Raw genomic sequence first — 24,327 nt, 5'->3', positions numbered from 1 at the left:
CACGGCCAGTGGTGCCAGTTGGGTGATCTCCGGGCTCACTGCGTGCCTCCTTCCTTGTTCTCAGCGTCGGGCTCTGCAGCGCCACCGGGACCTGGCCCTCGGCGTTCCTGCAGCTCACGGATGGCCTCGGCCAGGGCTCCGGCGTGGGCCTCAGAGGCCCGCCGCTCGGCGGCACGTTTGGCCAACGCGCCCGCTGGGGTGGTGCAGCTGGGGTCCTCGCCCAGCCCTCCGTCGTCGTCCGCTGCGACCTCGGCGGCCGTAGCAAACTCGGAGGTCTCCGTGGGCAGATCCGCGTCATCCTCCGCGTCCCAGGCCACCGCCTGGCCCACGCGACGATCCTCGTCATCATCCTGGACGTCGTCCTTGCGAGAGAGCCACCAGGAGCGGTAGATGATGCCAAGCATGAAGGCCGTGACGGCGAACGTAATCACGATCGCAGTGAGGATCAGTGCCTGGGGTAAGGGATCGGAATAGTCCTCTGCCGCCACACCGTCCGTGACCATGGGCGCCTTGCCAGGCGGGCCGGCCATGGCCAGGATCAGCAGATTCACGGCGTTGCCCATGAGGACAATGCCCAGGAGCACGCGGGTGAGCGAGCGCTCCGTCAGCAGGTAGATGCCACAGGCAAAGAGCACGCCCATGATCACCAAGAGGGTGATGTTCACGCTCATCCCATGGCCTCCCCTGCGTGTTCGCGGACGGCTCTCGGGGCGGTGTCCCACCGCCGGTCAAGCTCGGCGCCAAGGGAGGTCAGCACATCCAGCACCAGGCCAACCACCACCAGATACACGCCGATATCGAAGAACGTGGAGGTCACGAACTTGTGCCAGCCAAGGAACCAGAAGTCCACGGCCAGGGACTGGAAGACCGCTCCGCCAAAGAACACGGGCGCCAGGCCAGTGATCGCGGCAATCGCCAGGCCGGAACCAAGCAGCGTGCCCGGGCCAAGCCGGATGGACTCGAAGAGCTCAATGCGCCCGCCGGCCAGGTAGCGAAGCGTCAGCGCCAGCCCAGCGACCAACCCGCCGGCAAAGCCGCCGCCCGGGGTGTTGTGGCCGGCCAGGAGCAGGTACACGGAGAGCAGCAACAGGGTGTGAAAGAGCAGGCGGGTGACGACCTCGATGATGATGGAGCGCCGCTCCGGTGCCAGCGTGCGCCCGGCGACCAACCAGTTATCCCGCGGTGCGTCCCGGGAGATGTCCGCGAACGCCGCCGCCAGGCGCTGATGCGAGCCGTGCACTGGGCGCTCCACGGTGCCCGGGTCAAAGTCGGCGACGTCGCCGATGTTGCGGATGCGATCCCCGCGGCCCACCACAAAGATCAGCGAGGCAACGCCGGTCGCGGCCGCGGCCAGCACCGTGATCTCACCGAAGGTATCCCAGGCGCGGATGTCCACGAGCGTCACGTTGACGATGTTCTTGCCGTTGCCGCCCTCATAGGCCAGCTCCGGGAAGCGCAGGGAGACGGGCTCCGCGCTGCGCGAGGCCATGGCGATGGCGGCAATCGCCATCATGGACACCCCAAATCCGATGGCCACGATCAGGCGCACGGCCTTCTTGCCCACGCCGCTGGAGTGGCCAAGCCGGGAGGGAAGCACGCGCAGCGCCAGGAAGAAGGCGACCAACACGATGGTCTCCACCAACACCTGAGTCACGGCCAAGTCCGGCGCGCCCTGGAAGGCGAAGATGGCGGCCATGCCGTAGCCGGTGATGGAGACCATCAGCACGGCCATGAAGCGCTTGCCCGCGCGCACGGCGCCGATGGCGCCCACGATCATGGCGACGCCGATCACCGCTTGGGCCGGGGAATCCGCGAGCAGCAGCTGATCCCAGCCGGGCCACGGCGTGCTCAGCAGCAGCGCCGCGAGGGCCGGGACCACCAGGGCGGTGATCAGGATGACCATGAGGTAGTAGGAGAGCTGGCCGCGCTGGATCAGGCCCGTGAGGCGCACGGCCACCCAGTCGATCCCCGCCATGACGGAGCGGTAGGAGCGCTCCGCGTCCACCAGCGGGTACACCTTGTCCTGCCACGCCTCCACACGGCGCCGGGCCAGGAAGAGCGCAACACCCACGGCGATGGTCAGGGCGGTGAGGCCAAGGGGCAGCTTGAAGCCGTGCCACAGCGCCAGGTGCTCCAGCTTGCCCTCATGCGGCAGCGTCAACGCGTAGGGCCCAATGATCCACTCGACGGCGCCCGGGAGGAACCCGAGCACCAGCGTGAGCGCGGAGAGCACGACCGGCGCGGCCGCCATCTCCCAGGAGAGCGGGTGGCTCGGCGTAGGCTCGACGCCCGGCTTCAGTGCGAAGGCACCCCACACAAAGCGCGCCGCGTAGGCGAAGGTCAGCATGGAACCGATGACCACGCCTGCGGTGACCCACGCGGCCAGCGCGCCGGGCAGCTGCAGCGTGGCCCCCAAGACGGACTCCTTGGCCACAAAGCCGAAGACGGGTGGCACGCCGGCCATGGAGGCGGCGGAGATGAGCGCTGCGGCAAAGAGCACCTTGTGCTGGCGCCACAGCCCGGAGAGCTTGCGCAGATCACGCGTGCCGGTGCCGTGGTCAATGATGCCGACGATCAGGAACAGCGCCGATTTGAAGAGGCCGTGAGAGACCATGAGCGCCAAGCCGGCCATAGCGGCGTCGCCCGTTCCGAGGCCCGTGATCGTGACCAGCAGTCCCAGCTGCGAGACCGTGCCGTAGGCCAGGATCAGCTTGATGTCATGCTGGCGCAGCGCGCGCCAGCCGCCCACGAGCAGGGTCAGCAGGCCAAAGCAGATGATGAGCGGGCGCCAGGGCTCCGCCTCCGCAAAGCCCGGCGCCATGCGGGCCACCAGGTAGATGCCTGCCTTGACCATGGCGGCGGCGTGCAGGTACGCGGAGACGGGGGTGGGCGCGGCCATGGCCCCGGGCAACCAGAAGTGCAGCGGAACCAGCGCGGACTTGGAGAAGGCGCCGATCAAGATCAGGACCACCGCGGCGTCTATCACGGGGTTGCCCAACAGTTGCGGCGCGGCGGCCAGCACCTCGGAGAGCCGATAGGTGCCAGCGGTGACCCCCATGGCCACAAGTCCCACCAGCATGGCCAACCCGCCGGCGGTGGTGACGATCAGGGCCTGCAGCGCGGAGCGCCTGGCAAACATGCGTGAACGGGAATATCCGATCAGCAGGTAGGAGAGGATCGTGGTGACCTCCCAGAAAACGAACAAAATGATGAGGTCATCGCTCATCACCAGGCCAAACATGGCGCCGGCAAAGGCCGTCAGCTGGGCCGCGAAGGGGCCAATGCTGGCGTCCTCGCTCTTGAAGTAGCGGGCGCAATAGGCCAGAACCAGCGCGCCAACGCCGAGCAGAAGCAGGCCTAGGGTGGCGGAGAGTGCGTCGAGCCGGAAGGCGAGCTCCACGCCCAGCTGCGGGATCCAGGCCACCTCTATGCCCGGCGGGGCATCTACGGATCCGGTCGGGGCGGTTTGGTTGGCCTGCACGACGGCGGGTAGTTGCGTCAGCAGCCATACGAAGCCAGCCGCGGGGGCCAGTGCCAGGACGTAAAACGCGCTGCGACCGAACCAACGCACCAGGAGCGGCGCCACGAGGGCCGTCGCGAAAAGGGCGGACAGCACGATCAGCACGGGCGTGTTCTCCTCACGTCGGGTTGCAACCACGACATGACTGCAGAGCGTCACGTCCCGGCGGGGAGATTCCATTCTACTGGACGCCGGTTAACCTCAGAACATGAGCACCCACGGGTCCGCGGCTCCTGCCGCCCGGCCGCACCTCAAAATGGACCGTAAAATTTTTGCCTGGGCCCTGTGGGATTGGGGCTCGGCGGCCATCAACGCCGTGATGACCACGTTCGTCTTCACGGTCTACCTGACCTCCTCCCTCTTTGGGAACAAGGACGAGAACGCCGCCGCGCTGGCCGCCGGCCTTGGCATCACCGGCGTCGCCATCGCGCTGGTGGCCCCCGTGCTTGGCCGCCGCGCCGACTCTGGCGGGCGCCGCAAGCTCTGGCTCGGCATCCACACCGGCGTGATTGTGCTGGCCTCCGCTGCCTGCTTCTTTGTGCGTCCGGAGCACGAATACCTGATCCTGGGCATTGTCCTGCTCTGCGTGGCCACCTTTGGCGCGGAGCTGGCCAGCGTGAACTACTTCGCGATGCTCCCCCAAATCTCCACCCAGGCCACCATGGGCCGCGTCTCCGGCTTTGGCTGGGCCTGCGGGTATCTGGGCGGCATTGTGGCCCTGGCGCTGGTGCTCTTTGGCTTTGTGCAGCCCATCATCCCCTGGGCAGGTTCCAGCGACGTGGACGGCCTCAACCTGCGCCTGGTCGCCGTCTTCTGCGCCGCGTGGACCCTGATCTTTTGCCTCCCGGTGCTGTTCGCGATTCCTGAGCTCCCGGTCCAGCGCGCGGCCAAGGTCAGCGTGCTGGATTCCTACAAGGAACTCTTTGCCCGCATTGGACGCATGTGGCGTGAGGATCGGGACACCCTGTGGTTCCTCATCTCCTCCGCCGTCTATCGGGACGGGCTGGCGGCCGTCTTCACCTTTGGCGGCGTTATTGCCGGGGCGGTCTTTGGCATGAGCGCCACCCAGGTGATCCTCTTTGCGATTGCGGGCAACGTGATTGCCGCGGCCGGCGCCCTGCTGGGTGGCTGGCTGGATGACAAGGTGGGCCCGCGCAAGGTCATCCTGGCCTGCCTCATCGGCCTGCTCTGCACCGGGGTCGGCATCTTCCTCTCCCCCGGGGCCGCCGGCTTCTGGGTCTTTGGCCTCATCATGTGCGCCCTGGTGGGACCGGCGCAGTCCGCCTCCCGCTCACTGCTGGCACGCCGCGCCACCCCAGAGAATGCCGGCGAGATCTTTGGGCTCTACGCCACCACCGGGCGGGCCGTCAGTTTCCTGGCCCCCAGCCTCTTTGCCCTGTGCACCTCGCTTGCGCTCTCCGCCGGCATCGCCGGGGGCGAGGAAGGCGGTGCGGCATCCCGCTACGGGATCGTGGGCATCATGCTAGTGGTCGCCGTCGGGCTGGTGCTCTTTGTGCTGGGACGCGACCGGCGCACGGTGCCGGCCCCGCGCTAGCTCTCCAGCGTGGTGCGGTGAAAGTTCAGGTGGCTGCGAGAGGCCGTTGGCCCGCGCTGGCCCTGATAGCGGTTCAGGTACTGACCGCTGCCGTAGGGGTGCTCCGCCGGGGAGGACAGCTGGAAGAAGCACAGCTGGCCAATCTTGGACCCAGGCCACAGCAGGATCGGCAGGGTCGCCACGTTGGAGAGCTCCAGCGTGACGTGCCCGCTAAAGCCCGGATCAATGAAGCCGGCAGTGGAGTGCGTCAGGAGGCCAAGCCGGCCCAGCGAGCTCTTGCCCTCCAGCCGCGCCGCCACGTCGTCCGGCAGAGTGACCTTCTCAAAGGTGGCGCCAAGCACAAACTCCCCCGGGTGCAGCACAAACGGCTCCGTGGGGTCCACCTCCACCAGGCGGGTCAGCTCAGACTGCTCCTGCGCGGGATCGATGTGCGCGTACTTGTGATTGTCAAACAATCGGAAGAATCGATCCAGGCGCACGTCCACCGAAGAGGGCTGGACCATGTCTTGTTCCAGGGGCTCCAGACCAATGTGGCCGGAGGAGAGCGAGGAACGAATGTCGCGATCAGAGAGAAGCACGTGCTACACGGTATACGCTCTTGCCTATATCACTCGCAGATCATCCTTTGGGGAGGATACTTATGACGTCTCTTACCGTGGCATCACGTGAGCAGCGCCCTGCCCTGCTCCGCCTTGGCACTCTCCTTGCGGCCATGCTCTTTGCCTTCACGCTGGTGCTCGCCGGCTCCGTGAGCGCGGAGGCAGCACCCAAGGCGCCCAAGGACCCCAAGAACATTGGCGTCCTGGTCAACAAGAACCGCCCGCTGAAGCCCAAGACCTACGTGCCCAGGGACCTGACCAAGATCGGCTCCGCGAAGATCCGCAAGGAGCCGGCCCGGCACATGCGCTCCATGATGTCCGCGGCGAAGAAGGCAAAGAAGCCCGTGACCATCGTGTCCAGCTACCGCTCCTACAAGAGCCAGAAGACGCTGTTCTCCCAGTACAGCCGCTGGTACGGGGCCAAGTACGCCTCCACCGTCGCGGCGCGCCCGGGCTACAGCGAGCACCAAACCGGCCTGACCGCTGACCTGGGCACCCCCGGCGGCGGCTGCGCGCTTGGCAAGTGCTTCGGCAATACGAAGGCCAGCAAATGGGTTGCCTCCAACTCCTGGAAGTACGGCTACATCATCCGCTACCCCAAGGGGTACACCAAGGTGACCGGCTACGCCTACGAGCCCTGGCACGTGCGCTACGTTGGCAAGAAGATCTCCAGCAAGATGCACCACAAGAAGATCCGCACGCTGGAGCAGTACTACGGCCTCAAGCGCTGATTCACTGCGCCACTGCGAGGCATCCTTCCTGGACGGCCTAAGATAGTGAGCCGCTCGTCTTCACGGGCGCCCACTTCGTCGCACACACCAGGAGAACTCGCGTGCCCGTCCCAGCACCGCCACGGCCCGTCATGAGCCGTGGCGTGCTGGGACGCCTTGTTGTCACGGCCGCCATTGTGGTGATCATGCTGGCCGTCGCGGTGATTGCCCTGAAACTGGGGGTGCGGGACGAACCGGACCCCACGGCGTCGGGCACCGGAACCGCCGCCGCATCCGCGCCGCCCGCCGCTTCCGCACAGGCCAACTCCGCCCAGGCCAACTCCGGACAGGCCACCCCCGCGCCGCCAGCGAGCGCCCGGATCCAGGCGCCCGTCACCTCCGCCGCTCCCAAGCCGCGGGATGATTCCCCGCAGATCCCTCGGGACCCGGCGGATCTGGGCGTGCTGGTCAACAAGGACCACGGCCTGGAGCCCACCAGCTACGCCCCGGAGAACCTGCGCACCCTCAACGGGCAGCAGTTGCGCGCAGACGCTACCGGCGCGCTGGAGAAGCTGATGCGCGGCGCGGCCAAGGACGGGCACAACCTGAAGCTGCTGAGCGGCTACCGTTCCGCTGCCGAGCAGGACGCGCTTCGCAATAGCTACGAGCAGCGCTATGGGACCAGCTACGCCAACACCATCTCCGCTCCGGCCGGTTTCAGCGAGCACCAGACCGGCCTGGCCGCTGACGTCGGCAACGGGCGCTGCGACCTGGAGAAGTGCTTTGGCCAGACCCCGGCAGGCAAGTGGGTCGCCAAGAATGCCTCCAAGTACGGCTTCACGGTGCGCTACCCGCTGGGGCAGGAAGAGAGCACGGGCTACGCCTACGAGCCGTGGCACCTGCGCTACCTGGGATCAAAGACCTCCAAGGACCTGGTCAAGTCCAAGGCCAAGACGCTGGAGCAGTACTACGGGCTCAAGCCGTAGCTTCGCGGTAGCGTGGAGGTGCAGGAGCCTGAGCACATCCAGCCAACAACCAGCAGGAGCACCATGAGCGAGCAGCAGCCCGAGTCCACCCTGGGAGAGAACCCCAATGAGCCGTTTAATGACGTGGAGCGCGCCATCGTTGACGGCGCGGAGGGCAAGCTGGGCAATAACGATGTGCTCTCCAAGATCGTGACGTCCTCGCTCTTTTTCCTCACGGCGGAGGAGGTCACGGATGATTCCAAGGTGGTGCAGCCGCTGATCCTGCAGGGCCCGGATGAGAAGCCGGTGCTTGCGGTCTTCACGCACCCGGCGCGCGTGGCGCAGAACTTCATTGACTCCGCCCCCTACGCGGTGACGATCAGCGGCGGCGAGGCGCTGCGCCAGGCGGAGGGCCTGGGCGTGGCGATCAATCCCGGGCACCCCATTGGCTTGGTCCTTGACGAGGAAAACGTCAAGGCTCTGAAGGAGCTCTTGGAGGAAAATTAGGCCCGACGCCGCCTGGTGCGGGTGGGGTGCGCGCGGCACGGTTGGCGCGGGGAGGCCTCACAAGCGGTTATGCTTGTTCAGGTCGAAGCGGCTCCGGTCGGAACGGCGCAATGCGGGCGTAGCTCAATGGTAGAGCGCCAGCTTCCCAAGCTGGACACGCGGGTTCGATTCCCGTCGCCCGCTCCAAGAAAAGGTCTCTCACGCGAGTGGGAGGCCTTTTTATATGTGAGGAGGACTCTTTGTTTGGCGTACTAGAAGGCTTTGCCGCCATCTGGGTCGTGATCGGCGTGGGCTACTTTGTGGGCCGCCGCGGCGTCCTTGGTCCGCAGGGCCGGCAGGTGCTGAACAAGCTGACCTTCAACGTGGCCTCCCCCGCCCTGCTCTTTGTCACGCTCGCCACGGCGGATCCGTACTCGGTGCTTGGCGAGCAGCTGGTCGTTGCCGGCGTCTCCGCCTTCCTTGTCCTGGGGATCTTCTGGCTCGCCACCCGCTGGTGGCTCAAGCGCGACGCCGCCGAGCGCACCATCGGCGCCATGGCCGCCTCCACCGTCAACTCCGCCAACCTTGGCCTGCCCATCGCGACGTTCGTGTTGGGGGACGCGTCGCTGGCCGCGCCGGTGTTGCTCTTCCAGCTGGCGGTCTTCACGCCGCTGAACCTCTCCCTCATGGACGCCGCCACCGCCCGCGCCGGATCCGGCGTGGTGGGTGTGCTCAAGGGCCTGGTCACCAACCCCATGATCATCGGCTCCCTCCTGGGGCTCGCGGTCTCGCTTGTGCACGTGAGCGTGCCGGAAATCCTCATGACCCCGCTGAACCTGCTGGCCGGCGCCTCAGTGCCCGCCATGCTCCTGGCCTTTGGCATCTCCCTGGTGGGCTCGCGCCCGCTGCGCAAGGAGGATGCCCGCCGCTCCGACATCCTGTTCGCCACGGGCCTCAAGCTGATCATCCACCCGCTGATTGCCTGGGCGCTCGCGGTTCTGGTCTTTGGGATGGAGGGCACGGCGCTGTACGCCGCAGTGGTGCTGGCGGCCCTGCCCACGGCACAAAACATCTTCGTCAACGCGTCCCGCTATGACGCCGGCGTGGTGATCGCCAAGGACACGGTCCTGGCCACCACCGTGCTGGGGATTCCGATCATGTTCCTGGTCGCCGCACTGCTGGGATAGCCCCCACGAGCCACCCGGCCTGCATACACTGGCGCCATGACCCAGCAGAAGTCCGCAGAAGAGCGCGTCGCCACCATCCGCGACGGCTACGCCAATGACGCCCCCACGCTCACCCTCGGCGCGGCCGTGGTGGACGGGACCACGTACGCGGACGCCCCGGTGCGCCTGCCGCTTGGCATGATGAACCGCCACGGGCTGGTGGCCGGCGCCACGGGCACCGGCAAGACCATCACGCTGCAGGTCATGGCGGAACAGCTCTCCGACGCCGGCGTCCCCGTCTTTGTCTCTGACATCAAGGGGGACCTGACCGGCCTCATCACCGCGGGCACCGCCAGCGAGAAGCTCACCGCCCGCACGCAGAGCGTGGGCATGGACTGGAAGCCCACCGCCTACCCGGTGGAGTTCTTTGCCCTGGGCGGGGACGGCAAGGGTGTGCCCATCCGCGCCTCCATGACCTCCTTTGGCCCGCTGCTGCTCAGCCGCGTCATGGACCTGAATGAGACGCAGGAGTCCAGCCTGCAGCTGATCTTCCACTACGCGGACCAGAAGGGCCTGCTGTTGGATGACCTGAAGGATCTGCGCGCCGTCATCTCCTTCCTCACCTCGGATGAGGGCAAGCCGGAGTTGAAGAGCCTTGGCGGGCTCTCCTCCGCCACCGCCGGCGTGATCCTGCGCGGCCTGGTCAACCTGGAGGCCCAGGGCCTTGATCAGTTCTTTGGCCTGCCGGAGTTTGATTCCGCGCAGCTGCTGCGCACTGCCCCGGACGGGCGCGGCGTGATCTCCGCCCTTGAGCTGCCCACGCTGATGCAGAAGCCGCTGCTGACCTCCACCTTCATGATGTGGCTGCTCGCGGATCTGTTCTCCGAACTCCCCGAGGTGGGGGACGCGGACAAGCCCAAGCTGGTCTTCTTCCTGGACGAGGCCCACCTGCTCTTCAACGGCGCCTCCAAGGCCTTTTTGCAGCAGATCGCCACCACGGTGCGTCTGATCCGTTCCAAGGGCATTGGTCTGTTCTTCGTGACGCAGAACCCCACGGATGTCCCCACCGAGGTGCTTGGTCAGCTCGCCAACCGCGTGCAGCACGCCCTGCGAGCCTTCACTCCGGACGACGCCAAGGCCCTGCGCGCCACCGTCTCCACCTACCCCACCTCCGACTACGACCTGGAGGCGGCCCTCACCACCCTGGGCACCGGCGAGGCCATCATCACCGTCATGAATGAGAAGGGCGCGCCCAGCCCGGTGGCCTGGACCAAGCTCTGGTCGCCCAAGTCCACCATGGGAGCGTCCGACGCCGCGGCGGTGGATGCCGCTGTTGCGGCCAGTTCGCTGCTGGCCACCTACGGGACGGCCGCGGATCGCGAGTCCGCGTTCGAGCGGCTTCAGGCCACCGGCGGGGCCGGCGGCGCCGGCTCTGCGCCCGCCGCGCCCAGCACCGGCGGTGCGGCCGCCCCGAGCGGCGAGCCAGCGGCGTCGGGCAGTGCCCCCGGCGGCCCGCTTGACCTGGACGCCGAGGCCCGGCGCATCGAGGAACAGATCCTGGGCCGGCCAGCCGCAGGGGCGCCGTCCTCCCAGGCGCCAGCCCCCAGCCCCGAGGAGCGGGAGGAGCCGCCGCTGACGCTGCCGCCCACCCGCGAGCCGGCGCGCCGCACGTCCTCCGGCCCCACCATGGGAGATCAGCTGGGCAAGGCCGCCGTCTCCGTGCTCACGACCCTGGGCAACCAGATTGTGCGGGGGATGTTTGGGACCTCGCGCAGGCGCCGCCGGCGCTGAGGCGCCGGCCAAGGAAGCGGCCCAGGCCATGAAGGTGGATCTGAAGAGGGACCTGAAGGCGCTCTACCAGCCCGGAACCGCGGACTTTGTGGAGGTGGATGTTCCGCAGGCGCGCTACCTGGCGTTTGACGGTCACGGGGATCCTAATGTCTCCGCGGAGTACGCGGCAGGGGTGCAGAGCCTCTACACGGCCGGCTACACCCTCAAGTTTGCGCTGAAGGCCCGCACCGGGGAGGACTTTGTGGTGGGCCCGCTGGAGGGGCTCTGGACCAGCGCGGACCCGGCGGACCTTGAGGCAGGCAACAAGGCCGCCTGGGACTGGACCATGTTGATCCCGCTGCCCTGGCTCGTGAGCGATGCGGACGTGGCGGCGGGCCTGGCCGCCGCGGCCGCCAAGAAGCCGCAGCTACCCCTTGACCGGGTGCGGCTGCTGCGGCTGTCCGAGGGGCGCTGCCTGCAGATCATGCACGTGGGCTCCTACGACGACGAGGCGCCCACCCTGCACCGCCTACACCACGAGCTGATGCCAGCCCGCGGGCTCACCTTCAACGGCCCGCATCACGAGATCTACCTCAGCGACCCGCGCCGGGTGGCACCGGAGCGGCTCAAGACGGTGCTGCGCCAACCGGTGCGGGAGGGCCAACCGGTGCGGGAGGGCAGCCGCTGAACTACGCGGCGTCCGGCTCCGGGTCGTCCTTGCGCGGCAGGCGCACGCGCTGGCGCATACTGCCGCCGTACTGGCGCAGCCGCGTGCCCAGCTCGCCGCGGTGGTGGCGGGACCAATAGAAGATGCCCCAGACGGCCACCAGCACGGTGAGGACGCCGGCCACGGTCAGGGAGGCGCGGGCGCCGTAGTGCTCCGCGATCCAGCCCATGAGGGGCGCCCCGAGCGGCGTTCCACCCTGCAGCACCATCATGTAGAGCGCCATGACGCGGCCGCGGAAGGCCGGGTCAACGCTCATCTGCACCGTCACGTTGGCGGAGTTCAGGAAGGTGATGGAGGCCAGGCCGGTGGGGACCAGGAGGGCCGCAAAGACCCAGAAGGAGGGGGCCCAGGCGGCAGCGATCATGAAGGCGCCGGCCAGCAGCGCCCCGGCCACGGCGTACTTGACCCGGGAGCCCTGCCTGCGGGCGGCAAGCAGCGCCCCCGCCAGCGTGCCAATCGCCATGATGGTTCCCAAAATGCCGTAATCCGCCGGGCCCCGATGAAACACGGTCGTGGACATGACGGCATTGAAGATCTGGAAATTCAGCCCAAAGGTGCCCACCATAAAGGCCATCACAAAGATGAGAATCAGGGTGGGACTGGCCAGGACGTACGCGATGCCCTCGCGCACCTGCCCCTTGGCCCGCGGCGTGCGCACCCCGGTGCCAAAGAAGGTCTTCTCCTTGAGCGCGGCCAGCGCGATGAGGACGGCGACGTAGCTGGCCGCGTTGATCAGGAAGAGCCACCCGGTGCCCACGGCCGCGATCAGCAGCCCTGCCACGCCGGGACCGGCCAGGCGCGCCAGGTTAAAGCTCGTGGAGTTGAGGGAGACCGCGTTGGGGACCAGGGAGCGTGGCACCAGATCGTTGACCAGGGCCTGGCGCGGCGGGCCGTCAAAGGCGGCCACGATGCCGAGCGCCGTGGCGATGACGTAGACGTGCCACAGCTGCGCCGTGTTGGTCAGAACCAGCACACCAAGCAGCAGGGCCAGGAACATGGAGCCGGCCTGCGTGATCTTGAGCAGGCGCAGCTTGGACATGCGATCCGCGATGAGCCCGGCGTAGGGGCTGAGCAGGAGGATGGGCAAGAACTGCAGGCCCGTCACCAGGCCGGTCGCGGTGCCGGAGTGATCAGTGAGCTGCGTCAGGACCAGCCAGTCCTGGGCAATGCGCTGCATCCAGGTGCCCACATTGGAGACCAGTCCCCCCGCAAACCAGACGCGGTAATTGCGCTCCGACAGGGAGGCAAACATGCGACTCATGCGCGCCTCCCCGCTACACGGGCTCCGGTCGATGGTGAGATCGCCGGCGTGCGCATGGTCTGGCCGTCCTTTGTCAGGAGAATAGGGAGGTATCCCCCATACTGCCACTCACGCCGCGCGCTGTCAGTTCATTCCTCGCAGATCCAGGTCAAGCCGGTCCTCGCCACCCTGGCCCTGCACCACCGGAATGCCCCAATCCTGCTGGTACAGGTGGCAGGCGGCGTGATCCGGAATGGGCTGGCCCAGCTCTCCGTCGCAGGAGGCCGCGCGGGCGGAGATGTGCAGCACGCCCTCCGGGACCGCGGGGTTGAGCACCAGCGTCCGGGTGAGCCCCTGGCTGGTGCCGCCGCCGGAGAGGATCAGCTCCTCCGGGGAAGCGGAGACCTTCAACTGCGTGGGATCCCCCCAGCGCTCATCCAACTTCTGCCCTGCCGGCGCGCTGAAACGCACGGCGATGCTGTGCTCCCCCGGGGCCACCGTGGTGCTGGGGCGCTGGGACTGCGACGCCCCCTCATCCACCACCGCCACCTCGCGGGGCAACGGGATGCGCACCAACTGGTGCTGATTGGTCTCTACGACCACCAGCACCGGGTCGCCCTCGACGGAGGTATCCACCAGCACCTCGGATGGCTCAGCGAGCCCCTGCGCCAGGGTCGCGACCACGCCGGTGGCCGGGTCGTAGCGGCGCACGGCGCCGTTGTAGGTGTCCGCGATCGCCAGCGAGCCATCCGGGAGCACCGCGGTGCCCAGCGGGTGCTGCAAGCGCGCCTGGGCGGCATCGCCGTCGCGGAAGCCAAAGTCGTAGAGACCCTCGCCCACGCCGGTCTCCACCGCGGCCACCGTGCCGTCATCGGCCAGGCGCAGCACGCGCAGCGCGGAGGTCTCCGAGTCCGCCAGCCACACATCCCCCGCGCGGTCCAGGGCCAGGCCGGAGGTCTGGGCAAACATCGCCTCATGGGCCGGGCCATCCAGCAGGCCCTCCACGCCGCAGCCAGCCTCCAGCGTGACCTCACCCGTCACCGGGTCAAAACCAAAGATCTGATGCGTGCCCGCCATGGCCACAAAGGCCCGCCCGGCCTTCTCCGAATACACCACGTCCCACGGGGAGGACAGGCTGGTCTCCAGCGGAACCGAGCCCACCGCGCGAGTCCACGCGCCCGCGGTACGCGCGTTCTCGGCGTCGAGCAGCCTCTGCACCCCGTTACCGGCCACGGTGCGCACCTGACCGGAGGCCAGGTCCACGCCGCGCAGGCGGTGGTTAACCGTGTCCGCGACCAGCACGTCGTAGCCGACCTTCGCCGCGACCTCCGCGGGCAGCAGCGTGGCGCCCTGCGGCTCGTCAAACTGCGCCACCTCCGCCGGGCCGTCCACGTGCCCCTTGCCGCCGGCGCCGATCACGCGCTCCACCGTCGCGGCGTCGTTGCCCAGCACCACCAAGCGGTGGTGACCCGTGTCCAAAACCAAGAAGCCGCCGTCGGGCAGCTGGATCGCGGACCCCGGGAAACGCAGATCACCCTCCCGTGCGGGCGGGGCCACATACGGGCCGTCGCCGCGGTGCAGCGTGCCCTTGGACTCGTGCTCAGCGATGAGCTCCTCCACCAGCGAGCGCAACCCGGCCACGTGCCCCTCGCCGGAGAGGTGAGCCACGATGTAACCCTCGGGGTCCAGGACCACCAGCGTGGGCCAGGCGCGGGCCGTGTAGGCCTGCCAGGTGCCCAAATCCGGGTCATCCAGGATGGGATGGTGGATCTCGTAGCGCTCCACGGCCGCGGCCAACGCCACCGGATCCGCCTCATGCTCAAACTTGGGCGAGTGCACGCCGACCGTCACGAGGACGTCCTTGTACTCCGCTTCCAGCGGGCGCAGCTCGTCAATCACGTGCAGGCAGTTGATGCAGCAGAAGGTCCAGAAATCCAGCAGCACAATCTTGCCGCGCAGCGATGCCAGATCAAGCGATGCGTCCCCGGTATTGAGCCACCCGCGCCCGGTGAGCTCAGAGGCGCGCACGCGCACGGCGGAACGGAGGGTGGTGGGGGTCTGAGTCACTGCTGGTACCTCATCGCTGTCGGCTGACGTGTAGCTGATGCAACCATTTTAGGGCCAGCTCTTGTTCCCGGCAGGGTCCGTGACGCCGTGCGGCGGCGGCCGACTGCCTACCGCCGCGGGCCGCGCTGCGCGTTCTTCTCCGCCGCGGCCAGCTGGGCAAACATGTCGTTGTAGGCGTTGAGCTCCGCCTCGCCGGTGCGGTCCGCCTCGCGGTCGCGGCGCTTAGACTCGCGGGCGTCGGAACGGGACCAGCCAAGGGCCACGCCGAGGGCCAGCATGAGCGTGGGGATCTCTCCGATGCCCCACATGGAGCCCGCGCCCACCTTCTGGTCCTCGATGGCGGAGCCGCCCCAGTCCCGGCCCATGTTCCCAAACCAGTCCGGCTGAATGAGCACCTCTGTGGCCATGAGGCTGGTGGCGTAGAAGGCGTGGAAGACCATGGTGGCGAGGAGCATCACCAGGCGCATGGGGTAGCTGGCCCGGCGCGGCATGGGGTCAAGGCCAATCATGTTGGCCGCAAAGATGTATCCGGTGACCAGGAAGTGGAAAATCATGAGCTCGTGGCCCACGTGGTACCGCATGGCCAGGCCCATGATGTCCGTGTTGTAGAACAGGATGATGGAGCCGGCAAAGTTCACCGCGGCAAAGATCGGGTTAGTCACCAGCGACGCGAAGCGGGAGTGGACCACGGCCAGCGTCCACTCGCGCGGCCCCCGCGAGCCGTCCTGACGCGAGCCCATGGCCCGCAACCCAAGCGCGATCGGCGAGCCAACCACCAGGAAGAACGGCGCCACCATGGTCAAGGCCATGTGATCCACCATGTGCATGGAGAAGAGCACCATGCCGTACACGGCGGGGGCACCGGAGGTGATGTAGAGCAGCGCAAGCAGCCCCACGTAGAAGCTGATCAGGCGCCACACATTCCAGCGGTCCCCGCGCCTGCGCAAGCGGATAAACCAGCGGGTGTAGGCCACGGCCAGGAACACGATGACGGCGACCCAGAGCCAGTCGAGGCGCCACACGGTGAGCCACTCGCTACCGCCAAGCTCCGGGGGCAGCTCGTAGCCGGTGAGGCGGCGGGCCGGGGTCATCTCCGCCGGCGGCTCCGTGGAGACGGGCGGGGAGGTGCGCGCAAGCACGGCCGCCAGGCCCATGACCGCGGCCATGATGGCGACCTCAACGGCCACCACGCGCCACGCGGCGCGGCGCGCGCTCAACTCCCCCTCGCGCAAGCGGGGAATGATGTTGCGGCGGTGGACGAGTCCAAGCATGCCAAGGACCAGCGACAGGAAGAGCTTGAGGAGCAGGAGCGAGCCGTACGGGCTGCCCAGCTGCTCCCAGTGATTCACGCGGATCAGGGAGCTCACGATCCCGGAGCCGATCACCAGGACGATGCCCGCGGTGGCCAGGCTGGAGAAGCGGGCCAGCACGTCCGCGGCCATCACGTTGCCCTTGCCGCCGCGCACGGTGGGGGTGCGCTGGCCCAGCAGGCCGGCCACCACACCGAGGGCACCGATCCCTCCGGCCCAGGCGGCCACGCCGCCCAGGTGCAGGGCAATGCCATTCACGGCCCCCCAGTGGTCATCGCCACCGGCGGAGTGCCCCACCAGGGAGATGGGGATGATGACGCCGAGGGAGAGCGCGGTCGCCACCGCCAGCCCCGCCGGGGTGCGCAGCGCAAACGCCAGGGTCGTCACCAGGGCGGCGAGCAGCGTGACCGCCGCCCAGGCCTTGCCCTGGTCAATATTGGTGAGGTAGTCCCCCAGCGCCTTGGTGAAGGCGCTGTCGGTGCTGATCTTCAGCCCCGAACCGGTGGAGAAGGAGAAGACGGCCACGCCTGCAGCGGCCAGGGTCCACACCCCGGCGGAGGCGGCGGCCACGTTCAGCGCGCGCACAAAGGCGGGCTGAGGCGTGCCGCCGTCGGTGCTGTGTCCGCGACCCGTGGCCCGTCGCGGCGCGGTGGTGCGCGGCAAAATGGCGGTGGCAAAGATGAGGCAGCCGATGGTCAGCGTCATGCTCAGGTCGTGGATGAGGCGCACGAGCGGCGCACCCCAGCGACTCAACGTGCCGGCGTCGCTCAGCGAGACGGAGGCCGCAGAGCCCGTCAACCAGAGCGCCACCAGGGCGACCGCTAAAGCAATCGGGACCGCCGGCAGCATGAGCAGGCGCGCCAGCTTCGGTCGATCCTCGGCGCCGACGCTGATCATGCTGCGGGTCCCTTCGTTTACTGCGATGGTGCCCGCCTGTTTCGGGCGCGCTACTCCTTAGTCTACGGCGTGTAGAACTGGAGCCAAATGCTGAAACGACCAGGCCCGCCGCACCCAGAAACGGGGACGACGGGCCTGGTCGAGGCGCCTTAAAAAGGCAAGGGCCTTACTTCTTGGCGACAGCAGCCTTCAGCTTGGAGCCGGCGGTCAGCTTCACGGAGTGACCGGCCGGGATTTCGATGGTGGCACCGGTCTGCGGGTTGCGGCCCGTGCGGGCGGCGCGATCGGTGCGCTCAACGGCGAGCCAGCCCGGGATCGAGACCTTCTCGCCCTGGGAGACCTGCTCGGTGAACGTGGCGAAGAGCGCATCCAGCACGTCATTCACAACGGTCTTGGCGGCACCGGACTTGTTGGCGACCTCGGCGACGAGCTCACTGCGGTTCATAGACACGTTTTTGTCCTCCTGGATTGGGATCCACCCTTGCCAACGGGGCCAAGGGTTCGCCCCGCTGACCGGGGCGTTCCGAACGAAACTAACAGCTTCCGGGCCCTGAGCGAGTGCCGATCGGCGTGTTTTCAGGGATTTTTCCGCTAGGAGCGTCACTTCAGTCACATCAGTCACTTCTGCCCCATCCGTTCGGTGCCGGGTAGCGTTAGTCACCTTCTGAGCGGAAGGACCGGCATGAGCACCCACGATGGCCCGGAGGATCCCCGAATCCGTGCGGCGCGGTACCAAGATGGGCTCGATGTTGAGGCCCTGGCGGCGCTGGCCGGACGGGATTTGTCCCACGGAGTGGGACAAACGGCGCGCGAAAGGCAACAGTCGGCGGCGTCGGACAACTGTGATGCGCCTGCCGGCGATCATGCGGCGCAGGACGACCCACTCATTCCTTCCCGCCCAGGCTCCGAGGCCATGCGGCTCTCCTCCACGGTGGAGGCCGTGGCGCGGACAGCCGTGGAACGCGCCATCGCGGACGGGCACTTTGATCACCTAGCGTATGCGGGCAAGCCGCTCCCCGATCTGGCCGCATCCACGGACCCGGACTGGTGGACCAAGTCCCTCATGCGCCGCGAGGAGGTCCACGCGACGGAGGGTTTGGGACCGGAGGCGCTGCTGCTGCGCGTGGTGGACGCCGGGCTCAACGACGAGCTGGACGCCCTGGGCCGCGAGACCGAGGTCCGCGAGACGCTGGCGAACTTCAACCGCCGGGTCATCGAGGCCAGACGCCAACTCCTCGGCGGGCCTCCCGTCATTACGCCCACCCGCGAGGTGGAGTCCGAGGTGCTCGCGTGGCGCGAGCGGGCGCGGGAGCGGGATCGTCGCGCTGCTGTGCTGGAACGGGAGCTTGAGTCGGCACGGGGTTCCACTGAGCCAGGGCGTGACGGCAAGTCTGACCCGCGTGACCCGCGTGGCCCGCGCGGGTGGCTCCGGCGCTTGCGGTCTGCGAAGTGAGACACCGCCGCCAGACGCCGGCTCCCCGGACGCCACCTCCAGGCGTCGCCGCCAGGCGTGACTGACCTGGGGGCTCCCGACGATGCCGGGCTTGAGCTGAACCCATAGGGCCGCGACCCGGTTGCAGCAACCCAGTTGTAGCTACCCAGCTATGTCTACCCAGTTGCAGGGACCCAGTTGCAGGGACCCAGTTGCAGCGACCCGCTTGCCGAGACATCGCGGACGCAGACACGTAGTAATCCCTTTCTTTCTCTCCCGTCGCGCTTTCCAGCTCGCGACACGACCGTTCCCGCACCCCCCCACCACTGGACATCGGCCCTCACCCCGCTTGGCTCGCCCGTCCCCCACAGGGGGCGATTGGCGGCCGCCTGTGAGGGACGGGGCCTGTGGATAAACCCTGTTTCTATGGGTTTGAAATATTCTTTGGTGGATCTGGGCGAAAACGGTTCAAAAGCGGAGCAAAGTGTCAGGGGGTCACGAGACGCTTGAGGTGTTCAAGGGGGAACACCAGTCGCCTGGGGAGGTGAGCGGTCGTGGATCAGAAGCATGGTCAGTCAGGGTCGGGGGCTGCCGCCGGGGCCCTGGCAGGTGTGGTCGGAGTGTTGCGGGGCACGGTGTTGCCTGACTCGGCGCGGTGGGTTGAGGAAGCTACTGATGCTGAGGTGGTGGCCGTGCTGGGCGAGCTGGCTCAGCTTTCGGTAGTGATGGATGCTTTGAGGGTTCGTGCCGCTGCTGCGGTGGTGTCGCGGTCTGAGGGTTTGAACGGTGGTGCGGGCAGGGCAGGTCCGGACTCGTTGGCGCACCGGGTGGGTGCGCGCGGGTCTAAGGCGTTGTTGATGCAGCTCTTTGGTGTCCCTGCCCCAACGGCTCAGGGGTGGATCTGTGTGGCCGGAGCCATCACCCCGCGCAATGGTTTCTCCGCCGGGGTGGTGGCACCGTTGCGGCCCGGGATTGCGCGGGCGGTGGACGCTGGGGAGGTGTCCGCCGAACAGGCGTTGACCATCCACCGGGAACTGCCGCAGGAGGTGCCCGATACTTCTGAGAATCCCGACGTGGTCGCGGGGATGCTGGGGTTCGCCGAGGCCGCTCTCGTGGCTCAGGCCAGTGGAGGGCGGGTACTCCCCGGGGAGGGCGAACCCGGGTTTGGGTGCGAGGCCGAGGTGGAGTTCGCCGTGGACCCTTGGGGTGGTCGACGGCTGGAGAGCGCAGCCCTGGCCCAGGTGGCTAGGGCGTGGGCGAACGCGATTGACCCCGATGGGGTGGAGCCTGACTACGAGAAGCAGGTGAAGGCTCGCTCGTTCAAGCTCAGCACGGCCCGCGGTGGCGGGTGGAGGATGACAGGGTTCGCCCCAGAACTGGAAGGTGCCGCGATCCGTGCCGTGCTGGACGCCTACACCTCACCCCGGCGCAAAGAACCAGCCCCAGACCCCGATTCAGGCTCTGACCCAGTTTCGAGCGATGCGGGGGAGGTGGAGGCGGGAGAGGACTCTCGCACTATGGATCAGAAGGCCTTTGACGCCCTGGCCTCGCTCTTCGCTTCCCATGCCAGCTCCGGGAACGCTCCCACCAACCACGGCGCCGCTCCCACGCTGCTGGTGACTGCGACCCTGCCGGCCCTTCACGCTTTCCTCAACACCGCCGCCGCCCAGCAGCCCACAGCCCAGCAGTCCGTCGCGACTCCTCGCCGGGTTCTGACCGCTGCGCCAGTGGCGACCGCCGACCGGGATTTCGGCCAACGGGCCGGGACTGACGGCCCGACGGTCGGCATGGATGTGTTTGCGGACCTTCGTTCGGCGGGCCAAGGGTGGGGCGGCCCACCGGATCGCCCGGAACCACGGCAGGAACCGCGCAATCCGTTTGAAGGGATGCGCACCCCCTTCGGGGCGCCGCCACCAGAACCACCGCCAGCACCAGCAACACCGCCACCACCACCACCGCCGCCACCCGTGCTGGTGTCGCCTCGCGGGCTGGGCGCGATGGCCGGGAAAGATCCTCAAACGCTGGTGGATGAACGGTTTGCGAGGGTGGCGCGGTCGGACGCTGCTGTGCCTGTGTCTCAGGTGATGAGCATGCTCTGTAGTGCCGATGTGCAATTCATGCTCACCGACGAGGCGGGCCTGCCACTGAAACTAGGCCGAACCAGGCGCCATTTCAGCGTTCACCAACGCCGAGCGTTGATGGTCCGTGACCGGCACTGCAAGGCACCCGGCTGCGGCGCGCCCCCAGGCTGGTGCGAGGCCCACCACGTGATCCCGTGGAATGAGGGCGGACCCACCGACGTGGACCACGCCGTGCTGCTGTGCAACTTCCACCACCACGAGGTGCACCTGGGCCGCCTCGTCGTGGAATCCACCACCGAGCCCGCCGCAACACCAACCGCCAGGACGGGCATGGCGGCCCGGCGCCCCTGGACCGTCGTCAACTCCTGGACCACCCGCCAACGCCAACGCCGCCGCTAGCCCACCCTTCGGCCCGCTGGCGATCCTCGGGACAGACGCCGCAAGCAGGCTGAACCTTCCGGGGAGAGCCCAAAACCGATGTGAAAGACTGACGCGCAAAGCCAGCCCTAACAACCAAGGAGTGCTCGATGACTGACATCCCAGGCCCGCAAACACCCGGCCCGCCCCCTGGCGGACTCGCCGAGGAGCGCCTCCTCACCGAAGACGTCCTGCTGCTCCTGTTCCAGCCGGCATCAGGCTCCATCGCAGGGGAAAACACGCTGTACTACGTACTGGGCGGCGCCGCTCTGGGCGACCTGGCTCTGATGGGCCGGGTGGAGGTGGCCAAGGCGACCCTCCTGAGCACCAAGGTGCAGACCGTGGGCAAGGGCGAACCCAGCGACCCCCTCCTCGACTCGGCGTGGAACTACCTAGAGAAGAAGCCGCGGGACGTGCAGACGGTGCTCGCCGCGGTGGGCCCACCCCTCCGCGCGCAGGTCATTGACCGCCTGGTGGAGCGGGGAGACCTGAACCGCAAGAAGGCCAAGATGCTGGGGATCTTCCCCTCCTCCAAGCTCAGCCTGGGAAGCGCCCGCCGGGAGGAACTCATCACCCAGGTGCGCGCCGCACTGCTGGATGGGCAGACGCCCAGCCCACGGATCGCCGCGAGCATCGCACTGCTCTCCGCCAGCGGCACCCTCCCCCAGTTCCACAAGGAGATTCCGTGGAGCGGCCAGGTGTATCACCGCGCCAAGGAGATTGAGCGTGGCGATTGGGGCGCCAGCGCCACCGCCGAAGCCGTGGCGAGGACGATGGCCGCCATCGTCTCGAATTCGCTCTTCGTTGGGTCCGTCCTGCGCAGCGAGTAGCGGGACAAACAACAACAGAGCCCGCCCCACCACAAGGTGGGACGGGCTCTGAAAGGCTTCACCGGTTCAAGAACCGAATGGGCTCACCAAGAAGACTTGGTGATGCCCGGCAGTTCGCCGTTGTGCGCCATGTTGCGGAAGCGGATACGCGAGATGCCGAACTTCTGGAACGTGCCGCGCGGGCGGCCGTCGATGGCATCGCGGTTGCGCACGCGCACCGGGGAGGCGTTGCGGGGCAGCTTCTGCAGACCCACGCGTGCTGCCTCGCGGGCATCATCAGAGGCGTTGGGGTCAACCAGCGTCTTCTTTAGTTCAGCACGACGCTCGGCGTAACGCTCCACGATGAGCTTGCGCTGCTCGTTCTTGGCAATCATTGACTTCTTCGCCATATCAGCGCTCCTCGCGGAATTCGACGTGCTTACGGGCCACCGGATCGTACTTCTTGAGCACGATGCGGTCGGGGTTGTTACGACGGTTCTTGCGGGTCACATAGGTGTAACCCGTGCCGGCCGTCGACTTCAGCTTGATGATCGGGCGAACATCCTGAGACTTTGCCATATCAGAGCTTCACACCCTTTGCCTGCAGCTCGGCGACCACGGCGTCAATGCCGCGTGCGTCGATGGTCTTGATGCCCTTGACCGACAGCGTCAGCGTGACGTTGCGGCCCAGGGACGGCACGAAGTACCGCTTCTTCTGAATGTTCGGATCGAACCGACGCTTATTGCGACGGTGCGAGTGGGAGATGCTGTGTCCGAATCCGGGCACTGCACCGGTCACCTGGCAACGTGCTGCCATGATCACTCCTCCAGTGTTGGTCAGTGTGTATTGCGGTTCCCATCAGGGATGTCGACGGCAGGGTTAACCGACGCCTACGTCACCCTTGAGTCCCGCTACCCAGTTGGGGCACCGTGCAATCAGCCACATGGAGGCACCAGGCTGGGTGAGAACCAGCCGAAGCCCTCGAACGCTTCAAACAGCGGTGATCCAGATGCCGGTCGGGTATTTTTCCCTACCCGGCGGCATCCTGTCTTCCGTGGATACGGGCCGAACGCGTCCAGAGGATTGATGCCAGGCACCAACCATGAACGCACGCGGAACGCCGTCTTATCCTAAGTCATCCAGGCCCCTGGACTCAAACCGAGTTCCCGCTACGCCTGAGGCTGCTCGTCCTGGAGGATCCAGTCCTCCGGATCGCTTGCGGCCACGATCTTGCGCCCCACCCGCGCCAGATCGGCGACATCGCGCTCATCCAGCCAGTCAAAGAAGATGGCCCTGACATCCTCCAGGTGCGCCGGGGCGATCGATTCAATCAGCGTGCGCCCCTCCGGCGTGAGTTTAACCACTGTCACGCGCGCATCCTGCGGGTCATGCGAGCGCTGCACCCAGCCACGCTCCCCCAACTTTTTCACGACGTGACTCAGACGGGACAGGGAGGAATTGGTGCGCTCAGCCAGGCGACTCATGGGCAGGGTGTCCGTCTGCGCCTCGGAGAGCATTGCCAGCACGTGGTAATCAAAAAGCGTGATCTTGGCGAGCGCCTGCATCGCAGTGTCCAACTGGGCCGGCAGCCGCGTGGTCACCGCCATCACGGCGAGCCAGGCCCGCCGCTCCTCCGGGCTCAGCCAGCGCGTCTCACTCATGGCTCCATGCTCTCACGATTGCTTTGACCTTCAAGGGAACAGGAAACGCCAAGGTGCCCGACGCCGTGTGGTGACCACACGGCGTCGGGCACCTGGGGTGCGGCTCAAGGCCCTATTGGGCCGCCAGCGCCTTGCGGCGCCGGTAGGCGAAGACCTGAGTGATGATGACGATCAGGAGCGCCAGGATGAACATGGCGGAGCCGATGACGTTGGCCTGCGCCGGGATGCCGCGGGCCGCGGAGACGTACACGAACTTGGGGAAGGTGGAGAACGTTCCCGAGTTGAAGTTCGTGATAATGAAGTCGTCAAAACTCATGGCGAAGGACAACAGCGCGGCAGCCACGATGCCCGGGAGCAGCATGGGGAAGGTGATCTTCCAGAAGCGCTGCATGGGCCCCGCGTAGAGATCTGCCGCAGCCTCCTCCAGCCGCCCGTCCAGGCCGGAGACGCGCGCCCTGACCGTGACAATCACAAAGGACATGCAGAACATGACGTGGGCAATGATCACCGTCCAGTAGCCCAGGTCCCAGCCCAGGTTGAGGAATTGCGCCAGGAGGGAGGCGCCGAGCACCACCTCGGGCGTAGCCAACGGAAGGATGATGAGCAGGTCAGCGGTGGCGCGGAATCGGAAGCGGTACCGCACCAGGCCAATGGCCACGGCAGTGCCAAGGACGGTCGCGATCAGCGTGGCGATGGCACCCACGGAGAGCGAGCTGCCCAGGGATTCGCAGGCGCCTGGCGCGCCGCACGGGTTAGCCCAGTTGTTCCAGGTGAAGCTCTTCCACTGCAGATTAGATTTGCCGCCATCATTAAAGGAGATGACAAAAATGTAGGCGATCGGCACCAGCAGGTAGACGAAGGCGAGCCCGCCGACGACGGGAATGAACCACTTCCCGAGTTTGGTCTTGTACATG

The 24,327-nt window shown here is 67.3% G+C and carries 22 protein-coding genes and 1 tRNA gene; 11 read left to right on the top strand and 12 right to left on the bottom strand.

Annotation, left to right across the window (positions count from 1 at the left end; all coding sequences use genetic code 11):
- Nucleotides 1–35: 35 nt before the first annotated feature.
- Entirely contained in the window at nucleotides 36–671 is a 636-nt protein-coding gene (locus DWQ67_RS09920) for a Na(+)/H(+) antiporter subunit C (protein ID WP_121485431.1), read from the bottom strand.
- Nucleotides 668–3,625, bottom strand: coding sequence for a Na+/H+ antiporter subunit A (locus tag DWQ67_RS09915; protein ID WP_121485430.1), 2,958 nt, complete (start codon nucleotides 3,623–3,625; stop codon nucleotides 668–670). The genes DWQ67_RS09920 and DWQ67_RS09915 overlap by 4 nt, the downstream gene beginning before the upstream one ends.
- Nucleotides 3,626–3,728: 103 nt before the next feature.
- Here DWQ67_RS09915 and DWQ67_RS09910 point away from each other — a divergent pair, with 103 nt between their 5' ends.
- Nucleotides 3,729–5,075, top strand: coding sequence for an MFS transporter (locus DWQ67_RS09910; RefSeq protein WP_121485429.1), 1,347 nt, complete (start codon nucleotides 3,729–3,731; stop codon nucleotides 5,073–5,075).
- Here the strand turns inward: DWQ67_RS09910 and dcd are convergent.
- A complete protein-coding gene (gene dcd / locus DWQ67_RS09905; protein ID WP_121485428.1) occupies nucleotides 5,072–5,653 on the bottom strand; it encodes a dCTP deaminase in 582 nt (193 codons plus the stop codon). The two genes, DWQ67_RS09910 and dcd, sit on opposite strands and share 4 nt — an antisense overlap.
- A gap of 62 nt (nucleotides 5,654–5,715) precedes the next feature.
- Here dcd and DWQ67_RS09900 point away from each other — a divergent pair, with 62 nt between their 5' ends.
- The 7 genes from DWQ67_RS09900 (at nucleotide 5,716) to DWQ67_RS09870 (ending at nucleotide 11,459) form a co-directional block, all read left to right on the top strand.
- On the top strand, nucleotides 5,716–6,405 hold the full coding sequence (locus DWQ67_RS09900) for a M15 family metallopeptidase (protein WP_121485427.1): 690 nt from the start codon (nucleotides 5,716–5,718) through the stop codon (nucleotides 6,403–6,405).
- A gap of 101 nt (nucleotides 6,406–6,506) precedes the next feature.
- Complete coding sequence (locus DWQ67_RS13900; protein ID WP_233556033.1) at nucleotides 6,507–7,370, top strand: M15 family metallopeptidase; 864 nt, start codon at nucleotides 6,507–6,509, stop codon at nucleotides 7,368–7,370.
- A 63-nt stretch (nucleotides 7,371–7,433) separates the two neighbouring features.
- A complete protein-coding gene (locus DWQ67_RS09890; RefSeq protein ID WP_121485426.1) occupies nucleotides 7,434–7,856 on the top strand; it encodes an SseB family protein in 423 nt (140 codons plus the stop codon).
- Between the two features lie 112 nt (nucleotides 7,857–7,968).
- Nucleotides 7,969–8,042: transfer RNA gene (locus DWQ67_RS09885), tRNA-Gly, on the top strand.
- 53 nt (nucleotides 8,043–8,095) lie between these two features.
- Nucleotides 8,096–9,022: an AEC family transporter gene (locus tag DWQ67_RS09880; RefSeq protein ID WP_121485425.1), complete on the top strand. Its 927-nt coding sequence runs from the start codon at nucleotides 8,096–8,098 to the stop codon at nucleotides 9,020–9,022.
- A gap of 36 nt (nucleotides 9,023–9,058) precedes the next feature.
- On the top strand, nucleotides 9,059–10,792 hold the full coding sequence (locus DWQ67_RS09875; protein WP_121485424.1) for a helicase HerA-like domain-containing protein: 1,734 nt from the start codon (nucleotides 9,059–9,061) through the stop codon (nucleotides 10,790–10,792).
- Nucleotides 10,793–10,820: 28 nt separating this feature from the next.
- Nucleotides 10,821–11,459 (top strand): GyrI-like domain-containing protein, encoded by a 639-nt coding sequence (locus DWQ67_RS09870; RefSeq protein ID WP_121485423.1) that lies wholly within the window; start codon nucleotides 10,821–10,823, stop codon nucleotides 11,457–11,459.
- A gap of 1 nt (nucleotide 11,460) precedes the next feature.
- Here DWQ67_RS09870 and DWQ67_RS09865 read toward each other — a convergent pair whose 3' ends face one another.
- From DWQ67_RS09865 to DWQ67_RS09850, 4 genes are all read right to left on the bottom strand, one after another.
- Nucleotides 11,461–12,759, bottom strand: a complete 1,299-nt coding sequence (locus tag DWQ67_RS09865; RefSeq protein WP_233556032.1) for an MFS transporter — start codon at nucleotides 12,757–12,759, stop codon at nucleotides 11,461–11,463.
- 123 nt (nucleotides 12,760–12,882) lie between these two features.
- Nucleotides 12,883–14,805 (bottom strand): NHL domain-containing thioredoxin family protein, encoded by a 1,923-nt coding sequence (locus tag DWQ67_RS09860; protein ID WP_121485421.1) that lies wholly within the window; start codon nucleotides 14,803–14,805, stop codon nucleotides 12,883–12,885.
- A gap of 107 nt (nucleotides 14,806–14,912) precedes the next feature.
- Nucleotides 14,913–17,012 carry a cytochrome c oxidase assembly protein gene (locus DWQ67_RS14240; protein ID WP_121485420.1) on the bottom strand — a complete coding sequence of 700 codons (2,100 nt, stop codon included), beginning with the start codon at nucleotides 17,010–17,012 and terminating at the stop codon, nucleotides 14,913–14,915.
- A 166-nt stretch (nucleotides 17,013–17,178) separates the two neighbouring features.
- A complete protein-coding gene (locus tag DWQ67_RS09850) occupies nucleotides 17,179–17,463 on the bottom strand; it encodes an HU family DNA-binding protein (RefSeq protein WP_121485419.1) in 285 nt (94 codons plus the stop codon).
- 231 nt (nucleotides 17,464–17,694) lie between these two features.
- Between DWQ67_RS09850 and DWQ67_RS09845 the strand changes: the two genes are divergently transcribed.
- From DWQ67_RS09845 to DWQ67_RS09835, 3 genes are all read left to right on the top strand, one after another.
- A complete protein-coding gene (locus DWQ67_RS09845) occupies nucleotides 17,695–18,465 on the top strand; it encodes a DnaJ family domain-containing protein (protein WP_233556031.1) in 771 nt (256 codons plus the stop codon).
- A gap of 533 nt (nucleotides 18,466–18,998) precedes the next feature.
- Nucleotides 18,999–20,924 carry an HNH endonuclease signature motif containing protein gene (locus DWQ67_RS09840; RefSeq protein WP_121485418.1) on the top strand — a complete coding sequence of 642 codons (1,926 nt, stop codon included), beginning with the start codon at nucleotides 18,999–19,001 and terminating at the stop codon, nucleotides 20,922–20,924.
- A gap of 128 nt (nucleotides 20,925–21,052) precedes the next feature.
- Entirely contained in the window at nucleotides 21,053–21,772 is a 720-nt protein-coding gene (locus DWQ67_RS09835; protein WP_121485417.1) for a GOLPH3/VPS74 family protein, read from the top strand.
- A gap of 83 nt (nucleotides 21,773–21,855) precedes the next feature.
- Here DWQ67_RS09835 and rpsN read toward each other — a convergent pair whose 3' ends face one another.
- The 5 genes from rpsN to DWQ67_RS09810 form a co-directional block, all read right to left on the bottom strand.
- Entirely contained in the window at nucleotides 21,856–22,161 is a 306-nt protein-coding gene (rpsN, locus tag DWQ67_RS09830; protein WP_121485416.1) for a 30S ribosomal protein S14, read from the bottom strand.
- Between the two features lies 1 nt (nucleotide 22,162).
- Entirely contained in the window at nucleotides 22,163–22,330 is a 168-nt protein-coding gene (rpmG, locus tag DWQ67_RS09825; protein WP_121485415.1) for a 50S ribosomal protein L33, read from the bottom strand.
- Nucleotide 22,331: 1 nt separating this feature from the next.
- Nucleotides 22,332–22,568 (bottom strand): 50S ribosomal protein L28, encoded by a 237-nt coding sequence (gene rpmB, locus DWQ67_RS09820; RefSeq protein WP_119425386.1) that lies wholly within the window; start codon nucleotides 22,566–22,568, stop codon nucleotides 22,332–22,334.
- Nucleotides 22,569–22,921: 353 nt separating this feature from the next.
- Nucleotides 22,922–23,413, bottom strand: a complete 492-nt coding sequence (locus DWQ67_RS09815) for a MarR family winged helix-turn-helix transcriptional regulator (RefSeq protein ID WP_121485414.1) — start codon at nucleotides 23,411–23,413, stop codon at nucleotides 22,922–22,924.
- Nucleotides 23,414–23,525: 112 nt separating this feature from the next.
- On the bottom strand, nucleotides 23,526–24,326 hold the full coding sequence (locus DWQ67_RS09810) for an ABC transporter permease (RefSeq protein ID WP_121485413.1): 801 nt from the start codon (nucleotides 24,324–24,326) through the stop codon (nucleotides 23,526–23,528).
- Between the last annotated feature and the right edge of the window lies 1 nt (nucleotide 24,327).

The sequence above is a fragment of the Galactobacter caseinivorans genome (genome assembly GCF_003640665.1).
GTDB lineage: Bacteria > Actinomycetota > Actinomycetes > Actinomycetales > Micrococcaceae > Galactobacter > Galactobacter caseinivorans.
Note: the sequence above shows the minus strand (reverse complement) of the source record. Positions and strands in the feature narration are given on the sequence as shown.

Excerpts from the sequence above, each read along its gene's own strand:
- DWQ67_RS09920 (WP_121485431.1), bottom strand. The coding sequence starts at position 671 with ATGAGCGTGAACATCACCCTCTTGGTGATCATGGGCGTGCTCTTTGCC.
- DWQ67_RS09910 (WP_121485429.1), top strand. The coding sequence starts at position 3,729 with ATGAGCACCCACGGGTCCGCGGCTCCTGCCGCCCGGCCGCACCTCAAA.
- DWQ67_RS09900 (WP_121485427.1), top strand. The coding sequence starts at position 5,716 with ATGACGTCTCTTACCGTGGCATCACGTGAGCAGCGCCCTGCCCTGCTC.
- DWQ67_RS09890 (WP_121485426.1), top strand. The coding sequence starts at position 7,434 with ATGAGCGAGCAGCAGCCCGAGTCCACCCTGGGAGAGAACCCCAATGAG.
- DWQ67_RS09875 (WP_121485424.1), top strand. The coding sequence starts at position 9,059 with ATGACCCAGCAGAAGTCCGCAGAAGAGCGCGTCGCCACCATCCGCGAC.
- DWQ67_RS09870 (WP_121485423.1), top strand. The coding sequence starts at position 10,821 with ATGAAGGTGGATCTGAAGAGGGACCTGAAGGCGCTCTACCAGCCCGGA.
- DWQ67_RS09865 (WP_233556032.1), bottom strand. The coding sequence starts at position 12,759 with ATGAGTCGCATGTTTGCCTCCCTGTCGGAGCGCAATTACCGCGTCTGG.
- DWQ67_RS14240 (WP_121485420.1), bottom strand. The coding sequence starts at position 17,012 with ATGATCAGCGTCGGCGCCGAGGATCGACCGAAGCTGGCGCGCCTGCTC.
- DWQ67_RS09845 (WP_233556031.1), top strand. The coding sequence starts at position 17,695 with ATGAGCACCCACGATGGCCCGGAGGATCCCCGAATCCGTGCGGCGCGG.
- DWQ67_RS09835 (WP_121485417.1), top strand. The coding sequence starts at position 21,053 with ATGACTGACATCCCAGGCCCGCAAACACCCGGCCCGCCCCCTGGCGGA.
- rpsN (WP_121485416.1), bottom strand. The coding sequence starts at position 22,161 with ATGGCGAAGAAGTCAATGATTGCCAAGAACGAGCAGCGCAAGCTCATC.
- rpmG (WP_121485415.1), bottom strand. The coding sequence starts at position 22,330 with ATGGCAAAGTCTCAGGATGTTCGCCCGATCATCAAGCTGAAGTCGACG.
- rpmB (WP_119425386.1), bottom strand. The coding sequence starts at position 22,568 with ATGGCAGCACGTTGCCAGGTGACCGGTGCAGTGCCCGGATTCGGACAC.
- DWQ67_RS09815 (WP_121485414.1), bottom strand. The coding sequence starts at position 23,413 with ATGAGTGAGACGCGCTGGCTGAGCCCGGAGGAGCGGCGGGCCTGGCTC.
- DWQ67_RS09810 (WP_121485413.1), bottom strand. The coding sequence starts at position 24,326 with ATGTACAAGACCAAACTCGGGAAGTGGTTCATTCCCGTCGTCGGCGGG.